This window comes from Pseudomonas sp. Kh14, assembly GCF_900291005.1.
Lineage (GTDB): Bacteria > Pseudomonadota > Gammaproteobacteria > Pseudomonadales > Pseudomonadaceae > Aquipseudomonas > Aquipseudomonas alloputida.
The window spans coordinates 20,781-38,761 of record NZ_OLKJ01000024.1 but is presented as its reverse complement, the minus strand read 5'-3'; the positions used below and the strand labels follow the sequence as shown (position 1 = coordinate 38,761).

Annotated in this window: 15 protein-coding genes and 4 tRNA genes; 4 read left to right on the top strand and 15 right to left on the bottom strand. The window is 62.0% G+C overall.

Annotated features, from left to right (window positions below):
* Positions 1–106: 106 nt before the first annotated feature.
* From clpP to FQ668_RS11175, 7 genes are all read right to left on the bottom strand, one after another.
* The gene (clpP, locus tag FQ668_RS11205) at positions 107–748 is read right to left on the bottom strand and encodes an ATP-dependent Clp endopeptidase proteolytic subunit ClpP (protein ID WP_003259400.1); all 642 of its coding nucleotides are present in this window, start codon (positions 746–748) and stop codon (positions 107–109) included.
* Between the two features lie 91 nt (positions 749–839).
* Positions 840–2,153 carry a trigger factor gene (gene tig, locus FQ668_RS11200; protein ID WP_014753846.1) on the bottom strand — a complete coding sequence of 438 codons (1,314 nt, stop codon included), beginning with the start codon at positions 2,151–2,153 and terminating at the stop codon, positions 840–842.
* A gap of 248 nt (positions 2,154–2,401) precedes the next feature.
* A complete protein-coding gene (locus FQ668_RS11195; protein ID WP_014591682.1) occupies positions 2,402–2,701 on the bottom strand; it encodes a DUF6388 family protein in 300 nt (99 codons plus the stop codon).
* Positions 2,702–2,889: 188 nt separating this feature from the next.
* Positions 2,890–2,965 (bottom strand) — tRNA-His (locus FQ668_RS11190).
* 36 nt (positions 2,966–3,001) lie between these two features.
* Positions 3,002–3,086, bottom strand: a tRNA-Leu gene (locus tag FQ668_RS11185).
* Positions 3,087–3,138: 52 nt separating this feature from the next.
* Positions 3,139–3,214: transfer RNA gene (locus FQ668_RS11180), tRNA-His, on the bottom strand.
* Positions 3,215–3,255: 41 nt separating this feature from the next.
* Positions 3,256–3,332, bottom strand: a tRNA-Arg gene (locus tag FQ668_RS11175).
* 269 nt (positions 3,333–3,601) lie between these two features.
* Between FQ668_RS11175 and folD the strand changes: the two genes are divergently transcribed.
* Positions 3,602–4,456 (top strand): bifunctional methylenetetrahydrofolate dehydrogenase/methenyltetrahydrofolate cyclohydrolase FolD, encoded by an 855-nt coding sequence (gene folD / locus FQ668_RS11170; protein ID WP_003250234.1) that lies wholly within the window; start codon positions 3,602–3,604, stop codon positions 4,454–4,456.
* A gap of 126 nt (positions 4,457–4,582) precedes the next feature.
* Here the strand turns inward: folD and FQ668_RS11165 are convergent, their stop codons facing one another.
* From FQ668_RS11165 to FQ668_RS11140, 6 genes are read right to left on the bottom strand one after another with little or no spacing between them, the layout of a single operon-like run.
* Positions 4,583–6,322, bottom strand: a complete 1,740-nt coding sequence (locus tag FQ668_RS11165) for an ABC transporter substrate-binding protein (RefSeq protein WP_019438680.1) — start codon at positions 6,320–6,322, stop codon at positions 4,583–4,585.
* Positions 6,323–6,361: 39 nt separating this feature from the next.
* Positions 6,362–6,634, bottom strand: a complete 273-nt coding sequence (locus FQ668_RS11160) for a DUF2160 domain-containing protein (protein ID WP_014591683.1) — start codon at positions 6,632–6,634, stop codon at positions 6,362–6,364.
* A 12-nt stretch (positions 6,635–6,646) separates the two neighbouring features.
* The gene (locus FQ668_RS11155) at positions 6,647–7,447 is read right to left on the bottom strand and encodes a carbohydrate ABC transporter permease (RefSeq protein ID WP_003250228.1); all 801 of its coding nucleotides are present in this window, start codon (positions 7,445–7,447) and stop codon (positions 6,647–6,649) included.
* Between the two features lie 3 nt (positions 7,448–7,450).
* On the bottom strand, positions 7,451–8,317 hold the full coding sequence (locus tag FQ668_RS11150; RefSeq protein WP_019438681.1) for a carbohydrate ABC transporter permease: 867 nt from the start codon (positions 8,315–8,317) through the stop codon (positions 7,451–7,453).
* Positions 8,314–9,411 carry an ABC transporter ATP-binding protein gene (locus FQ668_RS11145; protein ID WP_019438682.1) on the bottom strand — a complete coding sequence of 366 codons (1,098 nt, stop codon included), beginning with the start codon at positions 9,409–9,411 and terminating at the stop codon, positions 8,314–8,316. Before FQ668_RS11145 ends, FQ668_RS11150 begins: the two co-directional genes overlap by 4 nt.
* A complete protein-coding gene (locus FQ668_RS11140; RefSeq protein ID WP_014591686.1) occupies positions 9,411–10,505 on the bottom strand; it encodes an ABC transporter ATP-binding protein in 1,095 nt (364 codons plus the stop codon). Before FQ668_RS11140 ends, FQ668_RS11145 begins: the two co-directional genes overlap by 1 nt.
* Positions 10,506–10,728: 223 nt before the next feature.
* Here FQ668_RS11140 and FQ668_RS11135 point away from each other — a divergent pair, with 223 nt between their 5' ends.
* A complete protein-coding gene (locus tag FQ668_RS11135) occupies positions 10,729–12,477 on the top strand; it encodes a sigma-54-dependent Fis family transcriptional regulator (RefSeq protein WP_019438683.1) in 1,749 nt (582 codons plus the stop codon).
* 108 nt (positions 12,478–12,585) lie between these two features.
* Here FQ668_RS11135 and FQ668_RS11130 read toward each other — a convergent pair whose 3' ends face one another.
* Positions 12,586–14,274, bottom strand: a complete 1,689-nt coding sequence (locus FQ668_RS11130; RefSeq protein WP_019438684.1) for a bifunctional diguanylate cyclase/phosphodiesterase — start codon at positions 14,272–14,274, stop codon at positions 12,586–12,588.
* A gap of 14 nt (positions 14,275–14,288) precedes the next feature.
* Positions 14,289–15,854: a PAS domain-containing methyl-accepting chemotaxis protein gene (locus FQ668_RS11125; RefSeq protein WP_019438685.1), complete on the bottom strand. Its 1,566-nt coding sequence runs from the start codon at positions 15,852–15,854 to the stop codon at positions 14,289–14,291.
* 266 nt (positions 15,855–16,120) lie between these two features.
* On the opposite strand from FQ668_RS11125, the gene FQ668_RS11120 reads away from it, so the two are divergent.
* Together FQ668_RS11120 and FQ668_RS11115 are read left to right on the top strand one after the other, a co-directional pair.
* Positions 16,121–16,435 (top strand): helix-turn-helix domain-containing protein, encoded by a 315-nt coding sequence (locus tag FQ668_RS11120; RefSeq protein ID WP_003250216.1) that lies wholly within the window; start codon positions 16,121–16,123, stop codon positions 16,433–16,435.
* A 227-nt stretch (positions 16,436–16,662) separates the two neighbouring features.
* A complete protein-coding gene (locus tag FQ668_RS11115; RefSeq protein WP_012053078.1) occupies positions 16,663–17,973 on the top strand; it encodes a C4-dicarboxylate transporter DctA in 1,311 nt (436 codons plus the stop codon).
* Positions 17,974–17,981 lie beyond the last annotated feature (8 nt).

The following is a 17,981-nucleotide window of genomic DNA, read 5'->3' as shown; positions in this document are numbered from 1 at the left end:
GATCGATCCAATCCGGTAGGCTTGCAACACAAGATGAAGGCAATTGCGGGCTTTTTCAAGTCCGCAGGTAGGCGCTTTCGACGCCCACCTGCTCTGACCCCCCGGTTCAGGAGGCCAGTTGCCGCTTGTCGTAGACCGAGTCGATCAGGCCGTACTCGGCTGCGCGCGAGGCGCTCATGAAGTTGTCACGCTCGGTGTCACGCTTGATGGTCTCGAGGTCCTGGCCGGTGTGATAGGCCAGCAGCTCGTTCAGACGGGCCTTGATATTGAGAATTTCCTGGGCGTGGATCTCGATATCGGTGGCCTGACCCTGGAAGCCGCCCAGCGGCTGGTGGATCATCACGCGCGAGTTAGGCAGGCAATGACGCTTGCCCTTGGCACCTGCCGCCAGCAGGAAGGCGCCCATGCTGCAGGCCTGGCCGATGCAGATGGTCGAAACGTCCGGCTTGATGAACTGCATGGTGTCGTAGATCGACATGCCGGCGGTGACGGAACCGCCCGGCGAGTTGATGTACAGATGGATATCCTTGTCCGGGTTTTCCGCCTCAAGGAACAGCAGTTGCGCAACGACGAGGTTGGCCATGTAGTCCTCTACCGGGCCAACCAGGAAGATCACACGCTCCTTCAACAGGCGCGAGTAGATGTCGTAAGCGCGTTCGCCACGGGCGGACTGCTCGATAACCATCGGGACCAGGCCGCCTGCGGCCTGGATGTCAGAGCTCTGCTGAATATAAGAATTGCGGGACATGTCCTGCGCTCACTCCCAAATAGTCATGGCTTGAATACGCACAAGCCAGCTCGAAGGCTGGCTTGTGGAGGTTTCCTACGAGAGAAGCCCGTTACTCAGCAGCGGCAGGAGCCTCGGCTGGTTTAACGGCTTCTTCGTACGAGACCGACTTGTCGGTCACAGTCGCTTTCTGCAGAACAGTATCTACAACTTGTTCTTCCAGCACAACCGAACGCACTTCGTTCAGTTGCTGGTCGTTCTTGTAGTACCAGGCGATGACCTGCTCAGGCTCTTGGTAAGCCGAAGCCATTTCTTCGATCATCTCGCGAACCTTGGCGTCGTCCGGCTTCAGCTCGAACTGCTTGACCACTTCGGCCACGATCAGGCCCAGCACGACGCGGCGCTTGGCTTGCTCTTCGAACAGCTCGACTGGCAGCTGCTCAGGCTTGATGTTGCCACCAAACTGCTGAACAGCCTGCACGCGCAGACGGTTGACTTCGTTTTCCAGCAGGGCCTTTGGAACTTCGATCGGGTTGGCAGCCAGCAGACCGTCCATGACCTGGTTCTTGACCTTGGTCTTGATCGCCTGACGCAGCTCACGCTCCATGTTCTTGCGAACTTCGGCGCGGAAGCCTTCCAGCGTCGATTCCTTGATGCCGAACTGGGCGAAGAACTCTTCGTTCAGTTCTGGCAGTACAGGTGCCGAAACGCTGTTGACGGTGATGGTGAACTCGGCGGCTTTGCCAGCCAGATCCAGGTTCTGGTAGTCCTCTGGGAAGGTCACGTTGACAACGCGCTCTTCGCCAGCCTTGGCGCCTACCAGGCCCTCTTCGAAGCCTGGGATCATGCGGCCGGAACCCAGCACCAGCAGGGTGCCCTTGGCCGAGCCACCGGCAAACGCTTCACCGTCGACCTTGCCGACGAAGTCGATGTTGACTTGGTCGTCATTCTGCGCAGCGCGCTCAACGGCCTCGAAGCGGGTGTTCTGCTTGCGCAGCACTTCCAGCATGTTGTCCAGGTCACTGTCAGCCACTTCGGCGCTCAGGCGCTCGACCTTGATCGACTCGAGGCCCGCAACAGTGAACTCAGGGAACACTTCGAAGATGGCAACGAACTCCAGATCCTTGCCCTTTTCGAAGGACTTGGGCTCTACAGCCGGGGCGCCAGCCGGGTTCAGCTTTTGCTCGACGATGGCTTCGTAGAAAGAGGCCTGGACCAGGTCACCGAAAGCCTCTTGACGGGCGTCCGCCTCGAAACGCTGGCGGATCACGGTCATCGGTACTTTACCAGGACGGAAGCCCGCAATCTTGGCGCGCTTGGCAGTCTGCTGCAGACGCTTGTTGACTTCGTTCTCGACGCGCTCGGCCGGAACGGCGATGGTCATGCGGCGCTCGAGAGCGGAAGTGTTTTCAACAGAAACTTGCATGGATATTCCTCGTTGCACAGACGTTAGCCGGCGTTAGCCCGACTCCAGAATCAAGGGCAAACATTCTAGTGAGTCACGCAGCAGAAGTCACCCCACACGGGACGACTGAAAACAACGCCGGTCGATTAACTTTCAAGGCCCGCACGGCACAGCGCCAGGCCTGCTTCCAACAGGGGCTGCGCGGCGCCGGGGGCGGCCTGCAGCCGAAATACTTTGTCAAACAACTACCCGCAACGCATTCGCTTCCTTTATTCAGGATCAATGTCGTTGAACTGGCAGTACTCCTCCCATTCCAGCCCCAGCGCCTCGGCCACTTCACGGTGCGTTTCCAGACGCATGGCCTGCAGCTGCTCCGGGGACTCGGCAATCAATTGCAGCGCCAGCTCCCAAGGCTCAATACCCTGCTCCTCGGCGGCATCCTCGAACGCCCACTCGATTTGCTGGGCCTGCTCACGCGCATCCAGCTCGCGGATCTCCTCGAGCAACTGCGGATTGGCGTCGGCAAAGCGCTGCAGCGCCAGGGCCTGACGGGCTTCTTTTGCAATCATCGTGATGTCCTTTGCCGGCCAAACAGGCCGGTGTTTCAACCGGCTGAAATCTAACAGCTTTTATTGGGGTGCCACCAGTGGATTACAAGGGGCAGGAGGTGTTTTGACTGGGGCGGGGCTCATCACCGCTACGCAGACCCAAAACAAAAAGGCGCCCGATCTCACGATCAAGGCGCCTTTCAGGAATATGGGGTGGACGATGGGAATCGAACCCACGACAACTGGAATCACAATCCAGCGCTCTACCAACTGAGCTACGCCCACCATATTGCGGTCTTGCAGTACTACCTTACAGAAGCATGGTGCGGACGAAGAGACTCGAACTCTTACAGCTTGCGCCGCTGGAACCTAAATCCAGTGTGTCTACCAATTTCACCACGTCCGCGTAACGCTTAAAACAAAGGCGCCAGATGCTATCGAGGCGCCCTTGAAAAATATGGGGTGGACGATGGGAATCGAACCCACGACAACTGGAATCACAATCCAGCGCTCTACCAACTGAGCTACGCCCACCATATTGCATTACAGCCTACTTGCTTGCCAAAGCTGCCTAATGGCGCACCCGGCAGGACTCGAACCTGCGACCATCCGCTTAGAAGGCGGATGCTCTATCCAGCTGAGCTACGGGCGCTTAAGCTTGAAGCCTAACCGAACGAGACGCTAACAAGGAACTGTTAAACCACTCATTCTGCCCGACTTAGCCAACCAGTGCTAGGCTGTGCCCGACAAGTGCGGCGAATCTTATAGTCGACCCCGAAAGTCGTCAACACCTTTTTCGAAAAAATTTAAATTATTTAAGGGGTTAGGGGATTTGCCCGACCACCCGCCTTTGCCCTTGGCCCATGTCGTGCGAGAATGCACGTTCTTTATTGTTCCTTCTCGATGGTTAATCACGCGTCTATGACTGCACACCTAATCGATGGCAAGGCTATCGCCGCCAGCCTGCGCCAGCAGATCGCTCAACGTGTCGTGGAGCGTCGCCAGCAAGGCCTGCGTACGCCGGGCCTGGCAGTGATCCTGGTCGGCACCGACCCCGCCTCCCAAGTCTATGTCTCGCACAAGCGCAAGGACTGCGAAGAGGTCGGCTTCATTTCGCAGGCTTTCGACCTGCCCAGCGAGACCACGCAACAAGCCCTGACCGAGCTGATCGACCGTCTCAATGACGACCCGGCCGTCGACGGCATCCTGCTGCAACTGCCGCTGCCGGCGCACCTGGACGCCTCGTTGCTGCTTGAGCGCATTCGCCCGGACAAGGATGTGGACGGCTTCCATCCGTACAACATCGGCCGCCTGGCCCAGCGTATTCCACTGCTGCGCCCGTGCACACCGAAAGGCATCATGACCCTGCTGGAAAGCACCGGCCAGGACCTGTACGGCATGAACGCGGTGATCGTCGGCGCGTCCAACATCGTTGGCCGCCCGATGGCCATGGAGCTGCTGCTGGCCGGCTGCACCGTGACGGTCTGCCACCGCTTCACCAAGGACCTGGCCGGCCATGTCGGGCGTGCCGACCTGGTGGTCGTGGCTGCCGGCAAGCCGGGCCTGGTCAAAGGTGAGTGGGTCAAGGAAGGCGCCATCGTCATCGACGTGGGCATCAACCGCCAGGAAGACGGCAAGCTGGTCGGCGACGTGGTCTACGAGACTGCCCTGCCACGCGCCGGCTGGATCACACCAGTGCCCGGCGGCGTCGGGCCGATGACCCGGGCGTGCCTGCTGGAGAACACGCTGTATGCGGCAGAAGAGCTGCACAAGTAATACCGCGTGATGCAAAAACGGCACCCTTACAGGTGCCGTTTTTTTTGCCCGTGACTAATGGCCTCTTCGCGAGCGAGCGGTTGCACGGCCCCCGCGGTCGGTGAAACCACCACGGTGTTCAGCCGATCACTTCCTGGCCGCCTCCCAGGACTTCAGCAGTTCGTTGTAGCTGACTGTCTCGCCCATGGGCTTTTCGTTGGCCAGCTTGGCTTTCGGCGCACCCGGCTGGTCGAACCAGTACTGGGCATCCTTCTCCGGATTCAGCTTGGGTGCACACGTCGCCTGGGCGTTGGAGCGTTGCAGGCGCTCCAACATGCGGTCCTGGTCGCGGGCCAGCCCATCCAGGGCTTCCTGCGGGGTCTTTTCGCCACTGGCGACTTCGGCGATATGGCTCCACCACAATTGCGCCAACCGCGGGTAGTCCGGCACGTTGGTGCCGGTCGGCGTCCACTGCACCCGCGCAGGGCTGCGATAGAACTCCACCAGCCCACCGAGCTTGGGCGCCAACTCGGTCATGGCCTGGGAGTTGATGTCCGACTCACGAATCGGCGTCAGGCCGACGATGGTCTTTTTCAGCGATACGGTCTTTGAGGTGACGAACTGGGCGTACAGCCACGCCGCCAAGCGTTGCTTCTCGGGGGTGGACTTGAAGAAGGTCCACGAGCCGGTGTCCTGGTAGCCGAGTTTCATACCCTCTTCCCAGTATGGCCCCTTCGGTGAAGGCGCCATGCGCCACTTCGGCGTGCCGTCGGCATTCACAACCGGCAAGCCGGGCTTCGTCATGTCGGCGGTGAATGCGGTGTACCAGAATATCTGCTGGGCAATGTTGCCTTGCGCCGGCACAGGGCCGGCTTCGGAGAATGTCATGCCCTGCGCTTCCTTGGGCGCGTAAGCACGCATCCAGTCCACGTACTTCTGCGTGGCATAGACGGCGGCCGGCCCATTGGTATCGCCGCCGCGGGTCACGCTGGAACCCACCGGATGGCAGTCCTCCACGCGAATGCCCCATTCATCGACCGGCAAACCATTGGGCAGGCCCTTGTCGCCGCCGCCGGCCATCGAGAACCAGGCATCGGTGAAGCGCCAGCCCAGGGACGGGTCTTTCTTTCCATAGTCCATGTGCCCGTAGACGCGCTTGCCGTCGATCTCCTTGACGTCTTCGGTGAAGAACTTGGCAATGTCCTCGTACGCCGACCAGTTCACTGGCACCCCCAGTTCATAGCCGTACTTCTCTTTGAACCTGGCCTTCAACTCAGGCCGTTCGAACCAGTCGGCGCGGAACCAGTACAGGTTGGCGAACTGCTGGTCGGGCAGTTGGTAGACCTTGCCGTCGGGCGCGGTGGTGAAGGAAATACCGATGAAGTCCTTCAGGTCGAGGGTCGGCGAGGTGTAGGCTTTGCCCTCGTTGGCCATCAGGTCGGTGATCGATTCCACTTTGCCGTAGCGAAAGTGCGTACCGATCAGGTCGGAGTCGTTGACCCAGCCGTCATAGATGTTCTTGTCCGACTGCATCTGCGTCTGCAGTTTTTCCACCACGTCGCCTTCCTGCAGCAGGTCGTGGGTCAGCTGGATGCCGGTGATCTCACTGAAAGCCTTGGCCAGCACCTTGGATTCGTATTCATGGGTGGTGATGGTTTCCGACACAACGTTGATCTTCATCCCGCGAAACGGCTCGGCTGCCTTGATGAACCACTGCAATTCGGCCAACTGCTGTTCGGGGGTAAGGGTCGAAGGCTTGAACTCGCTGCCGATCCATTTCTTTGCCGCCTCTTCGTACTGGTCGGCCCAGGCTGTGCCTTGCACGCTGGCCAGTACCAGCAACGCGGCCAGGGTCAAATGTCGCCTGTTGTGTTTGTTGTCGAACATTGTGATCTCCCGTTTCAGTTATCCCACAGGGCCGCTCGCTCAGCCCCAGCGCAACACCACCGCCAGCCACGCCAGCGACAGCAGCGAGGCCACCCACAATGGCCAGTCGCTGACACCGACCACCAGCAGGTGCAGGTAGGCGCTGGCCAGCAGGCCGATGAACAAACGGTCACCACGGCTGGTGACCAGCGGCAAAAAGCCCCGTCGCTCTACGCAGGGGCGACGCAGTTCAAGCAGGGTCATGCCCAGCAGCAAGAGGCCCACAGCGGCGAAGAACAGCGCTGTCGGCAGGGTCCAGGCCATCCAATCCATGCGTTGCCCTCCTCACACCCGGCCCAGGGCGAAGCCCTTGGCCACATGATTGCGCACGAACCAGATCACCAGCATGCCCGGCAAGATGGTCAGCACTCCCGCCGCCGCCAGCACACCCCAGTCGATGCCCGATGCCGACACTGTGCGGGTCATCACCGCGGCAATCGGCTTGGCATTCACCGAGGTCAGGGTGCGCGCCAGCAGCAGTTCGACCCAAGAGAACATGAAACAGAAAAACGCCGTGACGCCGATGCCAGAGCCAATCAGCGGTATGAAGATCTTCACGAAGAAGCGCGGAAAACTGTAACCGTCGATGTAGGCGGTTTCGTCGATTTCCCTTGGCACGCCCGACATGAAACCCTCCAGGATCCACACCGCCAGCGGTACGTTGAACAGGCAATGGGCCAGCGCCACGGCAATGTGGGTATCGAACAGCCCGATCGACGAGTACAACTGGAAGAACGGCAGCAGGAACACCGCCGGTGGCGCCATGCGGTTGGTCAGCAGCCAGAAGAACAGGTGGCGGTCGCCGAGAAAGCGGTAGCGCGAGAAAGCATAGGCCGCGGGCAACGCCACGAGCAGTGAAATCAGCGTGTTCAGGCACACGTAGTACAGCGAGTTGATGTAGCCGCTGTACCAGCTGGCGTCGGTGAAGATCACTCGGTAGTTGTCGAGCGTGAACGCCTGCGGCCACAGGGTCAGGCCGCCAAGGATCTCGGCGTTGCTCTTGAACGACATGTTCAGCAACCAGTAGATCGGCACCAGCAGGAAGAAGAAGTACAGCAGCAGGGCCATTGATTTGCGTGTGCTCATGGCCTAGTCCTTGTCGGCGTGGGTCATGGCTGTGTAGAACAGCCATGACACCAGCAGGATGATCAGGAAGTACACCAGTGAAAACGCTGCCGCCGGCCCCAGGTCGAACTGCCCGACAGCCATACGCGTGAGGGTCTGGCTGAGGAACGTGGTCGCGTTGCCTGGCCCGCCGCCGGTCAGCACGAACGGCTCGGTGTAGATCATGAAACTGTCCATGAAGCGCAGCATCAACGCGATCACCAGCACGTTCTTGAGCTTGGGCAACTGGATATGGCGAAACACCGCCCAGCCCGAGGCCCGATCGATGCGCGCGGCCTGGTAGTAAACGTCGGGGATCGCACGCAGCCCCGAATAGCACAGCAAAGCCACCAACGAAGTCCAGTGCCACACATCCATCACCAGCACGGTGAGCCAGGCATCGAACGGGTCACCGGCGTAGTTGTAGCTGACCCCGAGCTTGGCCATGGAAGCGCCGAGCAGGCCGATGTCGGCACGGCCAAAAATCTGCCAGATAGTGCCGACCACGTTCCACGGGATCAGCAACGGGATAGCCATTACGATCAGGCACACCGAGGCCATACGGCCTTTGGTTGGCATGGCCAGGGCGATGCCTATACCCAACGGAATTTCGATCAGCAGGACGCAGGCCGAGTAAATGAACTGGCGCAGCAATGCGTCGTGCAGCGCCGGGTCGCGCAGTACCTGGCGGTACCAGTCGGCACCGACGAAGTAGCGGCTGGACTGGTCGAAGATGTCCTGCACCGAGTAGTTGACCACCGTCATCATCGGCACCACCGCGCTGAACGCGACCAGCAGGAACACCGGCAGCACCAGCCACCAGGCCTTGTTGTTCGCCACCTTGTTGTTCATGGCCCGGTCTCCAGCAGCACATCGTCGACGTACAGCATCAGCCACTGCGCCGGCAGGCTGACCCAGGCCTGGTCCACAGGCAACGGGCGGTCCTCGCCCAGTCTCGCCTTGAGCGCGACACCGCCCAGCTCGAGGGTGACGATGCGATAGGTACCCAGGTCTTCGACGTCCAGCACCCGTGCCGGGTAGGCACCCTCGAACGGGCTGTCCCACAGCTGCACGAACTCCGGGCGAATGCCCAACTGCAGCCGCCCGCCCGCCAATGCAGCCAGGCGCTCGCACAGGCCATCGGGCAGTACCAGCTGGACATCGCCGAACACCACTGCGCCCGCCTCGGCACGCACGTCGATCAAGTTCATGCCCGGGCTACCGATGAAATAACCGACGAACGTATGCCGCGGTCGCTCGAACAGCTCGCGCGGCGTGCCGAACTGGACGATGCGTCCGCCGTGCATCACCGCGATCTTGTCGGCGAAGGTGGAGGCCTCCAACTGGTCGTGGGTGACGTAGATCATGGTGATATTGAACTGCTCATGAATCTGCTTCAGCTTGCGCCGCAGTTTCCACTTCAGATGCGGGTCGATCACCGTCAGCGGCTCGTCGAACAGGATCGCCGACACGTCATCGCGCACCAGGCCACGCCCCATGGAGACTTTCTGCTTTTCATCGGCGGTGAGGTTGCGTGCCTTCTTGCGCAACACGGCAGTCAGTTCGAGCACTTCGGCAATTTCTTCCACCCGGGCATGCACCCGGGCCTCATCGAGCCCCTGGTTGCGCAAGGGGAAGGCCAGGTTGTCGAACACCGTCATGGTGTCGTACACCACCGGGAACTGAAACACCTGGGCGATATTGCGCGCCTGCGGGGACAGCTGGTTGACCGGCTTGCCGTCGAACAGCACCTCGCCATGAGACGGCGTCAGCAGCCCGGAAATGATATTGAGCAAGGTCGACTTGCCGCAGCCTGACGGCCCGAGCAACGCATAGGCACCGCCCTGCTCCCACACATGCTCGAGTGCGTGCAGGGCATAGTCTGCCTCGCTGGTGGGCTGGCGGCTGTAACTGTGCGCCAGCTGGCGCAGGCGGATTTCGGCCATCACCCTCTCCTTGCCTGGCGCAGCCCCGGGGCCTGCACCAACACCCCGGCGCTGTCGAAAACGAACAGCTTGTGCGTGGGGATGAACACGCGTATCGGCGTGTCCACCTGGTATTCGTGCACCCCGGGAAGGTGCAGCACCATGCGCCAGTATTCGTTGCGTACATGCAGAAATGTTTCTGACCCACTGATCTCGGCCAACTCCACCAGCACCGCAAGCTCCAGGTCATCGTCGTGGGCCGGCACCAGCGCGATATGACTGGGGCGCACGCCGAAACGGTAGTCACCCTCGGCCAGCGGCTCCAGGTCGGCATTGCGGGCGAAGTGCACGGTCTGGGCCAGGCTCACCTCGTTACCCGTGATACGGCCAGACACCAGGTTGATCGGCGGCTCGGAAAACAGCTCGGCAGCCAGCACGCTGCTGGGGCGCTGATAGACCTCGGCGGTGGGCCCGCTCTGCACGATACGGCCCTCGTGCACAAGCGTGGTGGTGCCGCCCAGTGCCAGCGCCTCGTTGGGCTCGGTGGTGGCGTACACAGCAATGCAATGGCGCGCCGCGAACAGCTCGCGCAGCTCCTGGCGCAGGCCTTCGCGCAACTTGTAGTCGAGGTTGACCAATGGCTCGTCGAAGAGGATCAACGAGGCATCCTTGACCAGTGCCCTGGCCATCGCCGTGCGTTGCTGCTGGCCACCGGAGAGCTCCAGTGGCAGGCGTTGCAGGTAGGTTTCGATGCGTAGCATCTCGGCAGTTTCCTGCACCCGCCGTCGGATCTGGTCCTCGGCCATGCGCGCCTGGCGCAGCGGCGAGGCGATGTTTTCGTACACGCTCAAGGTCGGGTAATTGATGAATTGCTGATACACCATCGACACATTGCGCTGACGCACCGGCACACCGGTGACGTCCTGGCCATCCATCAGCACCCGCCCCCGGTCCGGACGGTCCAGCCCGGCCATCAGGCGCATCAGGCTGGTCTTGCCGGCCAGGGTGCGACCCAGCAGCACATTGAACGAACCGGGCTCGAAACGCAGTGATGCATCGACGATCCACGGCTGGTTGTCGACGCTACGGCTGACCTGCTCCAGCACCAGGGACATGGCGTGGCCTTTTTGTGATTGTTGTCTGCCGAGTACAGCCAGTTCCGTGCCAATCCTTGCCCGATGCTCTGGTTCGGGGCCCGGGTGGCAGCGCTGGCAAATCGCGGGCTCGCACGTGAACACAATCGCTGCACAACTGGACACTGGCCAGTTTGACAATGAACAGCCGTGAACAACACTGAACGGCGGTCGACCCATGACAACAATCACACAGGACAGGCCCATGGCCGCATCCACTTCGACCCACGCCCAACTGATCCAGGCGTCCTGGGACCGCTGCCGCGCCCACGGCCTGCAGCCGCAGCATGCGCCAGACTTTGACTGCCTGTCCCGCGCCGAGCTCAGTGCCCTGCTGGAGCGGCGCCAAAACCTGCTGCGCCTGACCCGCGAGGAAGTGCTACCGCACTATGCGCACCTCTTGGGTAACGCCAGCTACCTGGTGATGCTGGCCGATGCCAGTGGCTGCCTGCTCGACAGCTGGGGCTCGCGGCGTTTCATCGAACCGCGCCAGCACCATGGTTTCAGCGCCGGCGCCCATTGGCACGAACGTGGCGTCGGCACCAACGCCCTGGGCACCACACTGATTTGCGCCGAAGCGGTTCACGTCGGCCAGGACGAACACTTCCTACGCCAGAACCGCTACATGTCCAGCGCCGCCGCCCCCCTGTTCGACGCCGCACGGCAGCTGGTCGGGGTGCTCGACGTAGCCAGCGACGGCTACCTGCCGGCCAGCCAGACGCTTGGGCTGGTGCGCATGATGGGCCAGAGCCTGGAGAATCGCCTGATCCTCGCCGAACATGCTGACCAGCATGCACAACTGATCTTCAACAGCGCCTCCGACAACCTCGACAGCCCTTGGGCCGGCTTGCTGGTGTTCGATGAACGCGGACAGGTGTTGGCCGCCAATCACCGGGCCGATAGCCTGCTTGGCGTAAACCCGCTGCAGCAAAACATCGAGCAACTGTTCCAGTTACCCCTGCAACAGCTGCTCAGCCATCCCCGACAACAGCCCTTCGCCCTGCAGGCCACCGGGCGCAACCGCTTTCACTGCCAGTGGCACCCCCCACGCGAAACCACTCTCCGCCCCGAAGCCGGCAGTGCCGAGCCGCGCCTGGAAAAAGCCTTGATACAAGCCGGCCTGCTATTGGAAAAGGACATCCCGGTGTTGGTGGAGGGCGAAACAGGCGTAGGCAAAGAAGTGTTCGTCGACACCCTGCACCGGGCCAGCAGCCGCGCCAGGCAGCCGCTGGTCGCCGTAAACTGTGCGGCGATCCCGGCCGAACTGGTGGAGTCGGAACTGTTCGGTTATGACAAAGGCGCGTTCACCGGCGCCCACCACAAGGGCAACCCGGGGCTGATCCGCAAGGCCGACCACGGCATCCTGTTTCTGGATGAAATTGGCGACATGCCACTGCCCACCCAGGCCCGCCTGCTGCGCGTACTGCAGTCGCGCAGCATCCAGCCGCTGGGCAGTGGCGAACCGGTGCCGGTGGATATCCGCGTGGTGTCGGCGAGCAATCGCAACCTGGCCGAAGAAGTGCGCGCCGGGCGCTTTCGCCAGGACCTGTACTACCGCATCGCCGGCCTGACGCTGGTGCTGCCTCCCCTGCGCGAACGCGGTGACCGGCGCCAGCTGATTGAGCAGGTGCATGCCCGCTACCGCGAGCCCGGGCAACCTGCGCGGCTGCCCCCGGCCATTATCGACCTGTTCGATCAACACCCCTGGCCGGGCAACCTGCGCGAACTGGTGAGTGTGCTACAGGTCGCGCTGGCCCTGGCGGCCAACGGGCCGGTCGGCGTCGAGCACCTTCCTGCGGGTTTTCTGGCCGAGTCGAAAATACCGGTGCCGATAGCGGCTGAAGAGACGGACCTGCAGAGCCTGGTCGAGCAAGCCAATGGCAACCTGTCGGCGGTGGCCCGCCGACTGGGAATCAGCCGCACCACACTGTACAAGCGGTTGCGTGAGCGATGACTCGATCGGCCCTGAAGCGCGCCGCACAGCAGCTCTTCGAAGCCACCCCTGATCGACAAGCAGGTGGCACCCCCCGTGCAGGTCAAGACCACGGCCCGCTGATGGCCTTCAAGGGTCACGCCACTGCACTGGCTGCCGGTAGGCCTGTGCCCAGGCTTGCACGTCACTGGCGGGCATCGGCCGGGCGATGCAGTAACCCTGCGCCAGCTCGCAGCCCAGGCCCATCAGCACCCGGCCGTGCTCGACACTCTCCAGCCCCTCGGCAATCACCTCGCGGCCAAACGCCCGCGCCAGGCCGATCACCGCCTCGGTCAGCGCCAGATCGTCCTGGTCATGAAGGATGTCACGCACGAACGACTGGTCGATCTTGATCGTCTGGGTCGGCAAGCGTTTCAGGTAACTCAAGGACGAATAACCGGTGCCGAAATCGTCCAGCGAGAAACGCACACCCAGCGCACGGCAAGCATCCAGGCAACGGCTGACATGCTGCAGGTTGTCGATGGCAACCGACTCGACGATTTCCAGATCCAGCAGCGCCGGGTCCACCGCCGGGTACGCTGCCAGCAGCTGCTGCAGGCGCTCGGCAAAGTCACTGCGCTGCAAATGCCGCGCGGCGATATTCACGCTCAGCGACCAGGGCTGCCCTTGGCGCTGCCAGGCCTGCAACTGGCTCAACGCCTGCCCGATCACCCACTCGCCAATTTCGACGATCAGGTCGGTCTGCTCTACCCAGGGCAGGAAATCGCCAGGCGGCACCACGCCACGGCCTGGCCGCTGCCAGCGCAATAAACCCTCGAAGCCCAGCACCTTGCCACTGCGCAGGTTGACCTTGGGCTGGTAGTAAAGACACAGCTCACCGTTGCGCAGCGCCCGGCGCACGCGCGCCACGGTCTGGTGGGTGGCCTTGAGTTCCTGTTCCTGCGACACGTCGAACAGGTGGTAACGGTTGCGCCCGCGCTGCTTGGCCACATACATGGCCTGGTCGGCGTGGCGCACCAGGGTGTCGGCATCTTCGTCATCCTGCGGGTACAGGGTCACGCCGATACTGGCGCTGAGCGACAGCGTATGCTCACGCACCACACAAGGCGCCGCCAATGCACGCAATACCCGCTGCAGGGCTGCATGCAGCTGGTGCTCATCGTCGACGTCGCGCAGGGTCAGCACGAATTCGTCGCCCGACAGCCGGGCCACGGCATCCCCACCACGCAGGATACTCTTCAAGCGCTGCGCCACTTCCACCAGCAGCAGGTCACCTACGGCATGCCCGTAGCCGTCGTTGACCGCCTTGAAACCATCCAGGTCGAGCATGCACACCGCCAGCGAGATGCCTTCGCGGCGCGAGTAGGCCAGGGCCTGGTTCAGAAGGTCGGACAGGTAGGCGCGGTTGGGCAGGCCGGTGAGCACATCGTGGCCCACCCGCCACTGCAAGGTATGCAGCAGCTGGCGCTTCTCCGTGACGTCAAAGCGGATCGACACATACTTGCGCACCTGGCCTGTCAGCGGATCGACCAGTGGCACCATGGTGCTGTCGACCCAGTACAACGAACCGTCCTTGGACCGGTTGCAGATTTCGCCCTTCCACACCCGCCCGGCGACCAAAGCCCGCCACATGCCGACAAAGAACGTCGGTTCATGCAGCCCGGAATTGAGTATGCGGTGGTTGGCCCCCAGCAGTTCCTCACGGCTGTAGCCCGAGATGCTGCAGAACTGCTGATTGACGTAGGTGATGTTCCCACGCAGGTCGGTTTCCGAGAAAATTGCGGCCGCGTCCACGGCCGCGCGATAGTTATCATCCATAAAAGCATCCTGCCTTAGCGGTTGAAGCGCTCCACCAGGGCGCGCAATCCGGCGCACACGTGTTCCAGTTCGGTGCCGCGCGAGGCGGCAGCGTTGGCGCTATGGGCGCTGTGCTGGGCAATACCGGCTACGCCGTTGATCTGCCGCGAAACATCTTCTGCCACCGCCGACTGCTGCTGCGAGGCGGTGGCCATCTGCTGGCTCATGTCGCTGATGCGCTGTACCGCGTCACGAATGCCATGCAGCGCCTGCCGGGCTTCCTGCACCTGGGCAACGCCTTGCTCGGCACCGTCGATGCCTCGGCTGGCGATCGCTACGGCTTCCTCGGCGCCACTGCGCAGGGCATCGATGATGGCCTGGATGTGCAGGGTGGACTGGCGGGTCTTGTCGGCCAGTGCCCGCACCTCGTCGGCGACCACGGCAAAGCCCCGGCCCTGCTCGCCCGCACGGGCAGCCTCGATGGCAGCGTTGAGGGCCAGCAGGTTGGTTTGCTCGGCAATGCCGCGGATCATCCCGGCTGCCTCGGCGATGGCGCCGGTCTGACCCGCCAGGTGGCTGACCGCCTGGTTGATCTGCGTCACAGTGCTGGCCAAGTTACGAATGGCCGTGCCGCTGGCATCGGCCACCTGGCTACCTTGCTCGGCCAGCAGGTGCGCCGTGTGTGCCTCGGCGGCGGTCAACTGCACGTGGTTGGCGACTTCGCCAATGGAGGCGGCCATCTGGTTCATTGCAGTGGCGCTCAGGTCGGTTTCGGCACGCTGCTCCAGCAATGCCGCCTCGGTGCTGCGCGACAACTGCCCGGCATCGCGAGCGGCCACGGCCATTTGCCCGGCCAGATCGCTTAGCCGCGTCAATGCGGTTTTCAGACGTGCCTCTTCGCTGATCAGCATCAGTTGCAACTGCCCGGCAGCACCCGACAGGTCGCTGTAGGTCAAGGCTGCAACCGGGTCGGCGAAGGCACCTTCGGCACCCTGCACAATCTGCTGCAGCTGCCGCCCGAGGGCATTGCGCGCCCACAGGCCGCAGGCCACGAACAGCCCCAGGGTCAGCCCCTGCCCCACCAGGCCAGGCCACAGCTGGTTGACCCCCACCGCCAGCAGCCCACCGGCCAGTGGCAAGGCCAAGGCCTGCGTCAGCAAGCTCAGCCGGCGCGGCGCCGACAATGCCGCCTGGCCGTTGCGCAGCCGCGCATACAAGGCTTCGGCACGGGCTACTTGCTCGCGCGTAGGGCATACGCGCACCGACTCGTAACCCACGACCCGCCCACCTTCGAGGATGGGCGTGACGTAGGCATTGACCCAGTAGTAGTCGCCGTTACGGCAGCGGTTCTTGACGATACCCATCCAGCTCTTGCCGGCCTTCAGGTAGCGCCACATCAACTCGTACACCGCCGGCGGCATGTCCGGATGGCGCACCAGGTTGTGCGGGCTGCCGACCAGTTCGGCCTCGCTGTAGCCACTGATGGCGGCAAACTCTGGGTTGCAGTAGGTGATCAGGCTGGCGGTATCGGTAGCAGAAATCAGCCGCTGATCGGGGGGGAAACGTTGCTCGACCGGGGTTACCGGCAAGTTGAGGCGCACGATGAGACTCCATTCGATGACAAGCCGGTACCCAGTTCATCGACGGCCATCGGAACCGATTCATGAGGATCCGTTCCAATGGGCAAAAGCGCTTCCTGCCGTTGCGGCACGGGGCCGAACGGTACAAGGAAGGTGACGATGACTGACCGGTCAAGCCATGAATTCTACGAAATTCATCACATAAATAAAACAAAGGTGATCGATCATGGCGTTGCGCCACATTGATAGATATCGTTAAGTTCTTGATTCTAAATGGGAATTAAGCGATGACGAGATCAGCTTTGGGTATCGCCCTGCGCCGCTACCGTAAGCTGGCGGGCCTGACCCAGGCACAACTGGCCGAACGAACCGGCTTCGACCCCAAGACCATCAGCCGTTTCGAAACCAGCACCTACACCCCCAGCATTGATGCAATCATGGCTTTTGCCCAGGTGCTGGGCGTCAAGCCCAAGGACTTCTTCGCTGAACCGGACGACGAAGAGGAGCAGCGCGCCTACTTGTTCGGTGTCATCCACAACGCCCCGCCCAAAGATCTTGGCAAGCTGATTGCAGCGGTGGACCAGGCACTGGCCAAGCCCTGAGCTATTTCACGCGCCCCCTTTCACGGCACGCACCGAACTAGAGCATGGCAGGCCGGATTGCCCCACAACTGGTCAGACCGGTAAGGCCAAAAATCCTTGCAATCAGGGATTTTTCGCGCTTTTATGGCCTCGCGCTGAACAAACCGGTAAGACCACAATAATTAAGTCCTGCGCTCTTTCGCCCCGTGCGGCTACCGAAGCAAGGACACCGATCAGAGACTCCTCCCATGCTCAAATGGTGCTCGCGTTCGATTTTCCTGCAAGTCGTACTCGGCCTTGCCCTCGGCATCGCCTGCGGTCTGAGCTTCCCCGACCTCTCCCTGCAACTCAAACCCCTTGGCGACGGCTTCATCAAGCTGATCAAGATGCTCATCGGCCTGATCGTGTTCTGCGTGGTGGTCAGCGGCATTTCGGGTGCGGGTGACCTGAAAAAGGTCGGGCGCATCGGCCTGAAGTCAGTGATCTACTTCGAAGTGCTGACTACCCTGGCGCTGGTGATCGGCCTGGTGTTCGCCTTCACCAGTGGCATTGGCAGCGGTGCCAATATTCACCTGGATCAACTGTCCGCCGCCGATGCCAACGGCTTGGCCGAGCGCGGCCAGCACATCCATGGCGCCACGGCGTTCTTCATGGACCTGATCCCCACCTCGGTGATCGGTGCCTTCGCCGACAACAACATTCTTCAGGTGCTGCTGTTCTCGGTGCTGTTCGGCAGCGCGCTGAACCTGGTAGGTGACTCGGCCGCCGGCATTTCGCGACTGATCAACGAACTGAGCCATGTGATCTTCCGCATCATGGGCATGATCGTGCGCCTGGCGCCGATCGGCGTGTTCGGTGCCATCGCCTTCACCACCAGCAAGTACGGCCTGGCGTCGCTGCAGCACCTGGGCGGGCTGGTGGCGCTGTTCTACCTGACCTGTGCCGGCTTCGTGCTGATCGTGCTGGGCACCGTCATGCGCCTGTCGGGCCTGAAACTGCTGCCGTTGATCAAGTACCTGCGTGAAGAGCTGACCATCGTCCTGGGCACCGCCTCTTCCGACGCCGTGCTGCCACAGATCATGCGCAAGCTTGAGCACCTGGGCATCGGCAGTTCCACGGTTGGTCTGGTGATCCCTACCGGCTACTCGTTCAACCTCGATGGTTTTTCCATCTACCTCACCCTGGCGATCGTGTTCATCGCCAACGCCACCGGCACGCCACTGGAAATGACCGACCTGCTGACCATCCTGCTGGTGTCGTTGGTGACTTCCAAGGGGGCTCACGGCATCCCAGGCTCGGCACTGGTGATTCTTGCCGCCACCCTGACTGCGGTACCGGCGATCCCTGTGGTTGGCCTGGTACTGGTGCTGGCGGTGGACTGGTTCATGGGTATCGGCCGGGCGTTGACCAACCTGATCGGCAACTGCGTGGCCACCGTGGCCATTGCCCGTTGGGAGAAGGACATTGACCTGGAGCGTGCGCAGAACGTACTCGACGGCAAGCCTGGCTTTGCCCCCACGCCACGCAAGCAACCCAACGCCCATCAACAGGAATTCTGAGCGAACGT

Coding starts and splice junctions, on each gene's coding strand:
- FQ668_RS11145 (WP_019438682.1), bottom strand. CDS start 9,411: ATGGCCGAAATCCGCCTGCGCCAGCTGGCGCACAGTTACAGCCGCCAG.
- FQ668_RS11150 (WP_019438681.1), bottom strand. CDS start 8,317: ATGAACAACAAGGTGGCGAACAACAAGGCCTGGTGGCTGGTGCTGCCG.
- clpP (WP_003259400.1), bottom strand. CDS start 748: ATGTCCCGCAATTCTTATATTCAGCAGAGCTCTGACATCCAGGCCGCA.
- FQ668_RS11160 (WP_014591683.1), bottom strand. CDS start 6,634: ATGGATTGGATGGCCTGGACCCTGCCGACAGCGCTGTTCTTCGCCGCT.
- FQ668_RS11155 (WP_003250228.1), bottom strand. CDS start 7,447: ATGAGCACACGCAAATCAATGGCCCTGCTGCTGTACTTCTTCTTCCTG.
- FQ668_RS11135 (WP_019438683.1), top strand. CDS start 10,729: ATGGCCGCATCCACTTCGACCCACGCCCAACTGATCCAGGCGTCCTGG.
- FQ668_RS11165 (WP_019438680.1), bottom strand. CDS start 6,322: ATGTTCGACAACAAACACAACAGGCGACATTTGACCCTGGCCGCGTTG.
- FQ668_RS11120 (WP_003250216.1), top strand. CDS start 16,121: ATGACGAGATCAGCTTTGGGTATCGCCCTGCGCCGCTACCGTAAGCTG.
- FQ668_RS11115 (WP_012053078.1), top strand. CDS start 16,663: ATGCTCAAATGGTGCTCGCGTTCGATTTTCCTGCAAGTCGTACTCGGC.
- FQ668_RS11130 (WP_019438684.1), bottom strand. CDS start 14,274: ATGGATGATAACTATCGCGCGGCCGTGGACGCGGCCGCAATTTTCTCG.
- tig (WP_014753846.1), bottom strand. CDS start 2,153: ATGCAAGTTTCTGTTGAAAACACTTCCGCTCTCGAGCGCCGCATGACC.
- FQ668_RS11140 (WP_014591686.1), bottom strand. CDS start 10,505: ATGTCCCTGGTGCTGGAGCAGGTCAGCCGTAGCGTCGACAACCAGCCG.
- folD (WP_003250234.1), top strand. CDS start 3,602: ATGACTGCACACCTAATCGATGGCAAGGCTATCGCCGCCAGCCTGCGC.
- FQ668_RS11195 (WP_014591682.1), bottom strand. CDS start 2,701: ATGATTGCAAAAGAAGCCCGTCAGGCCCTGGCGCTGCAGCGCTTTGCC.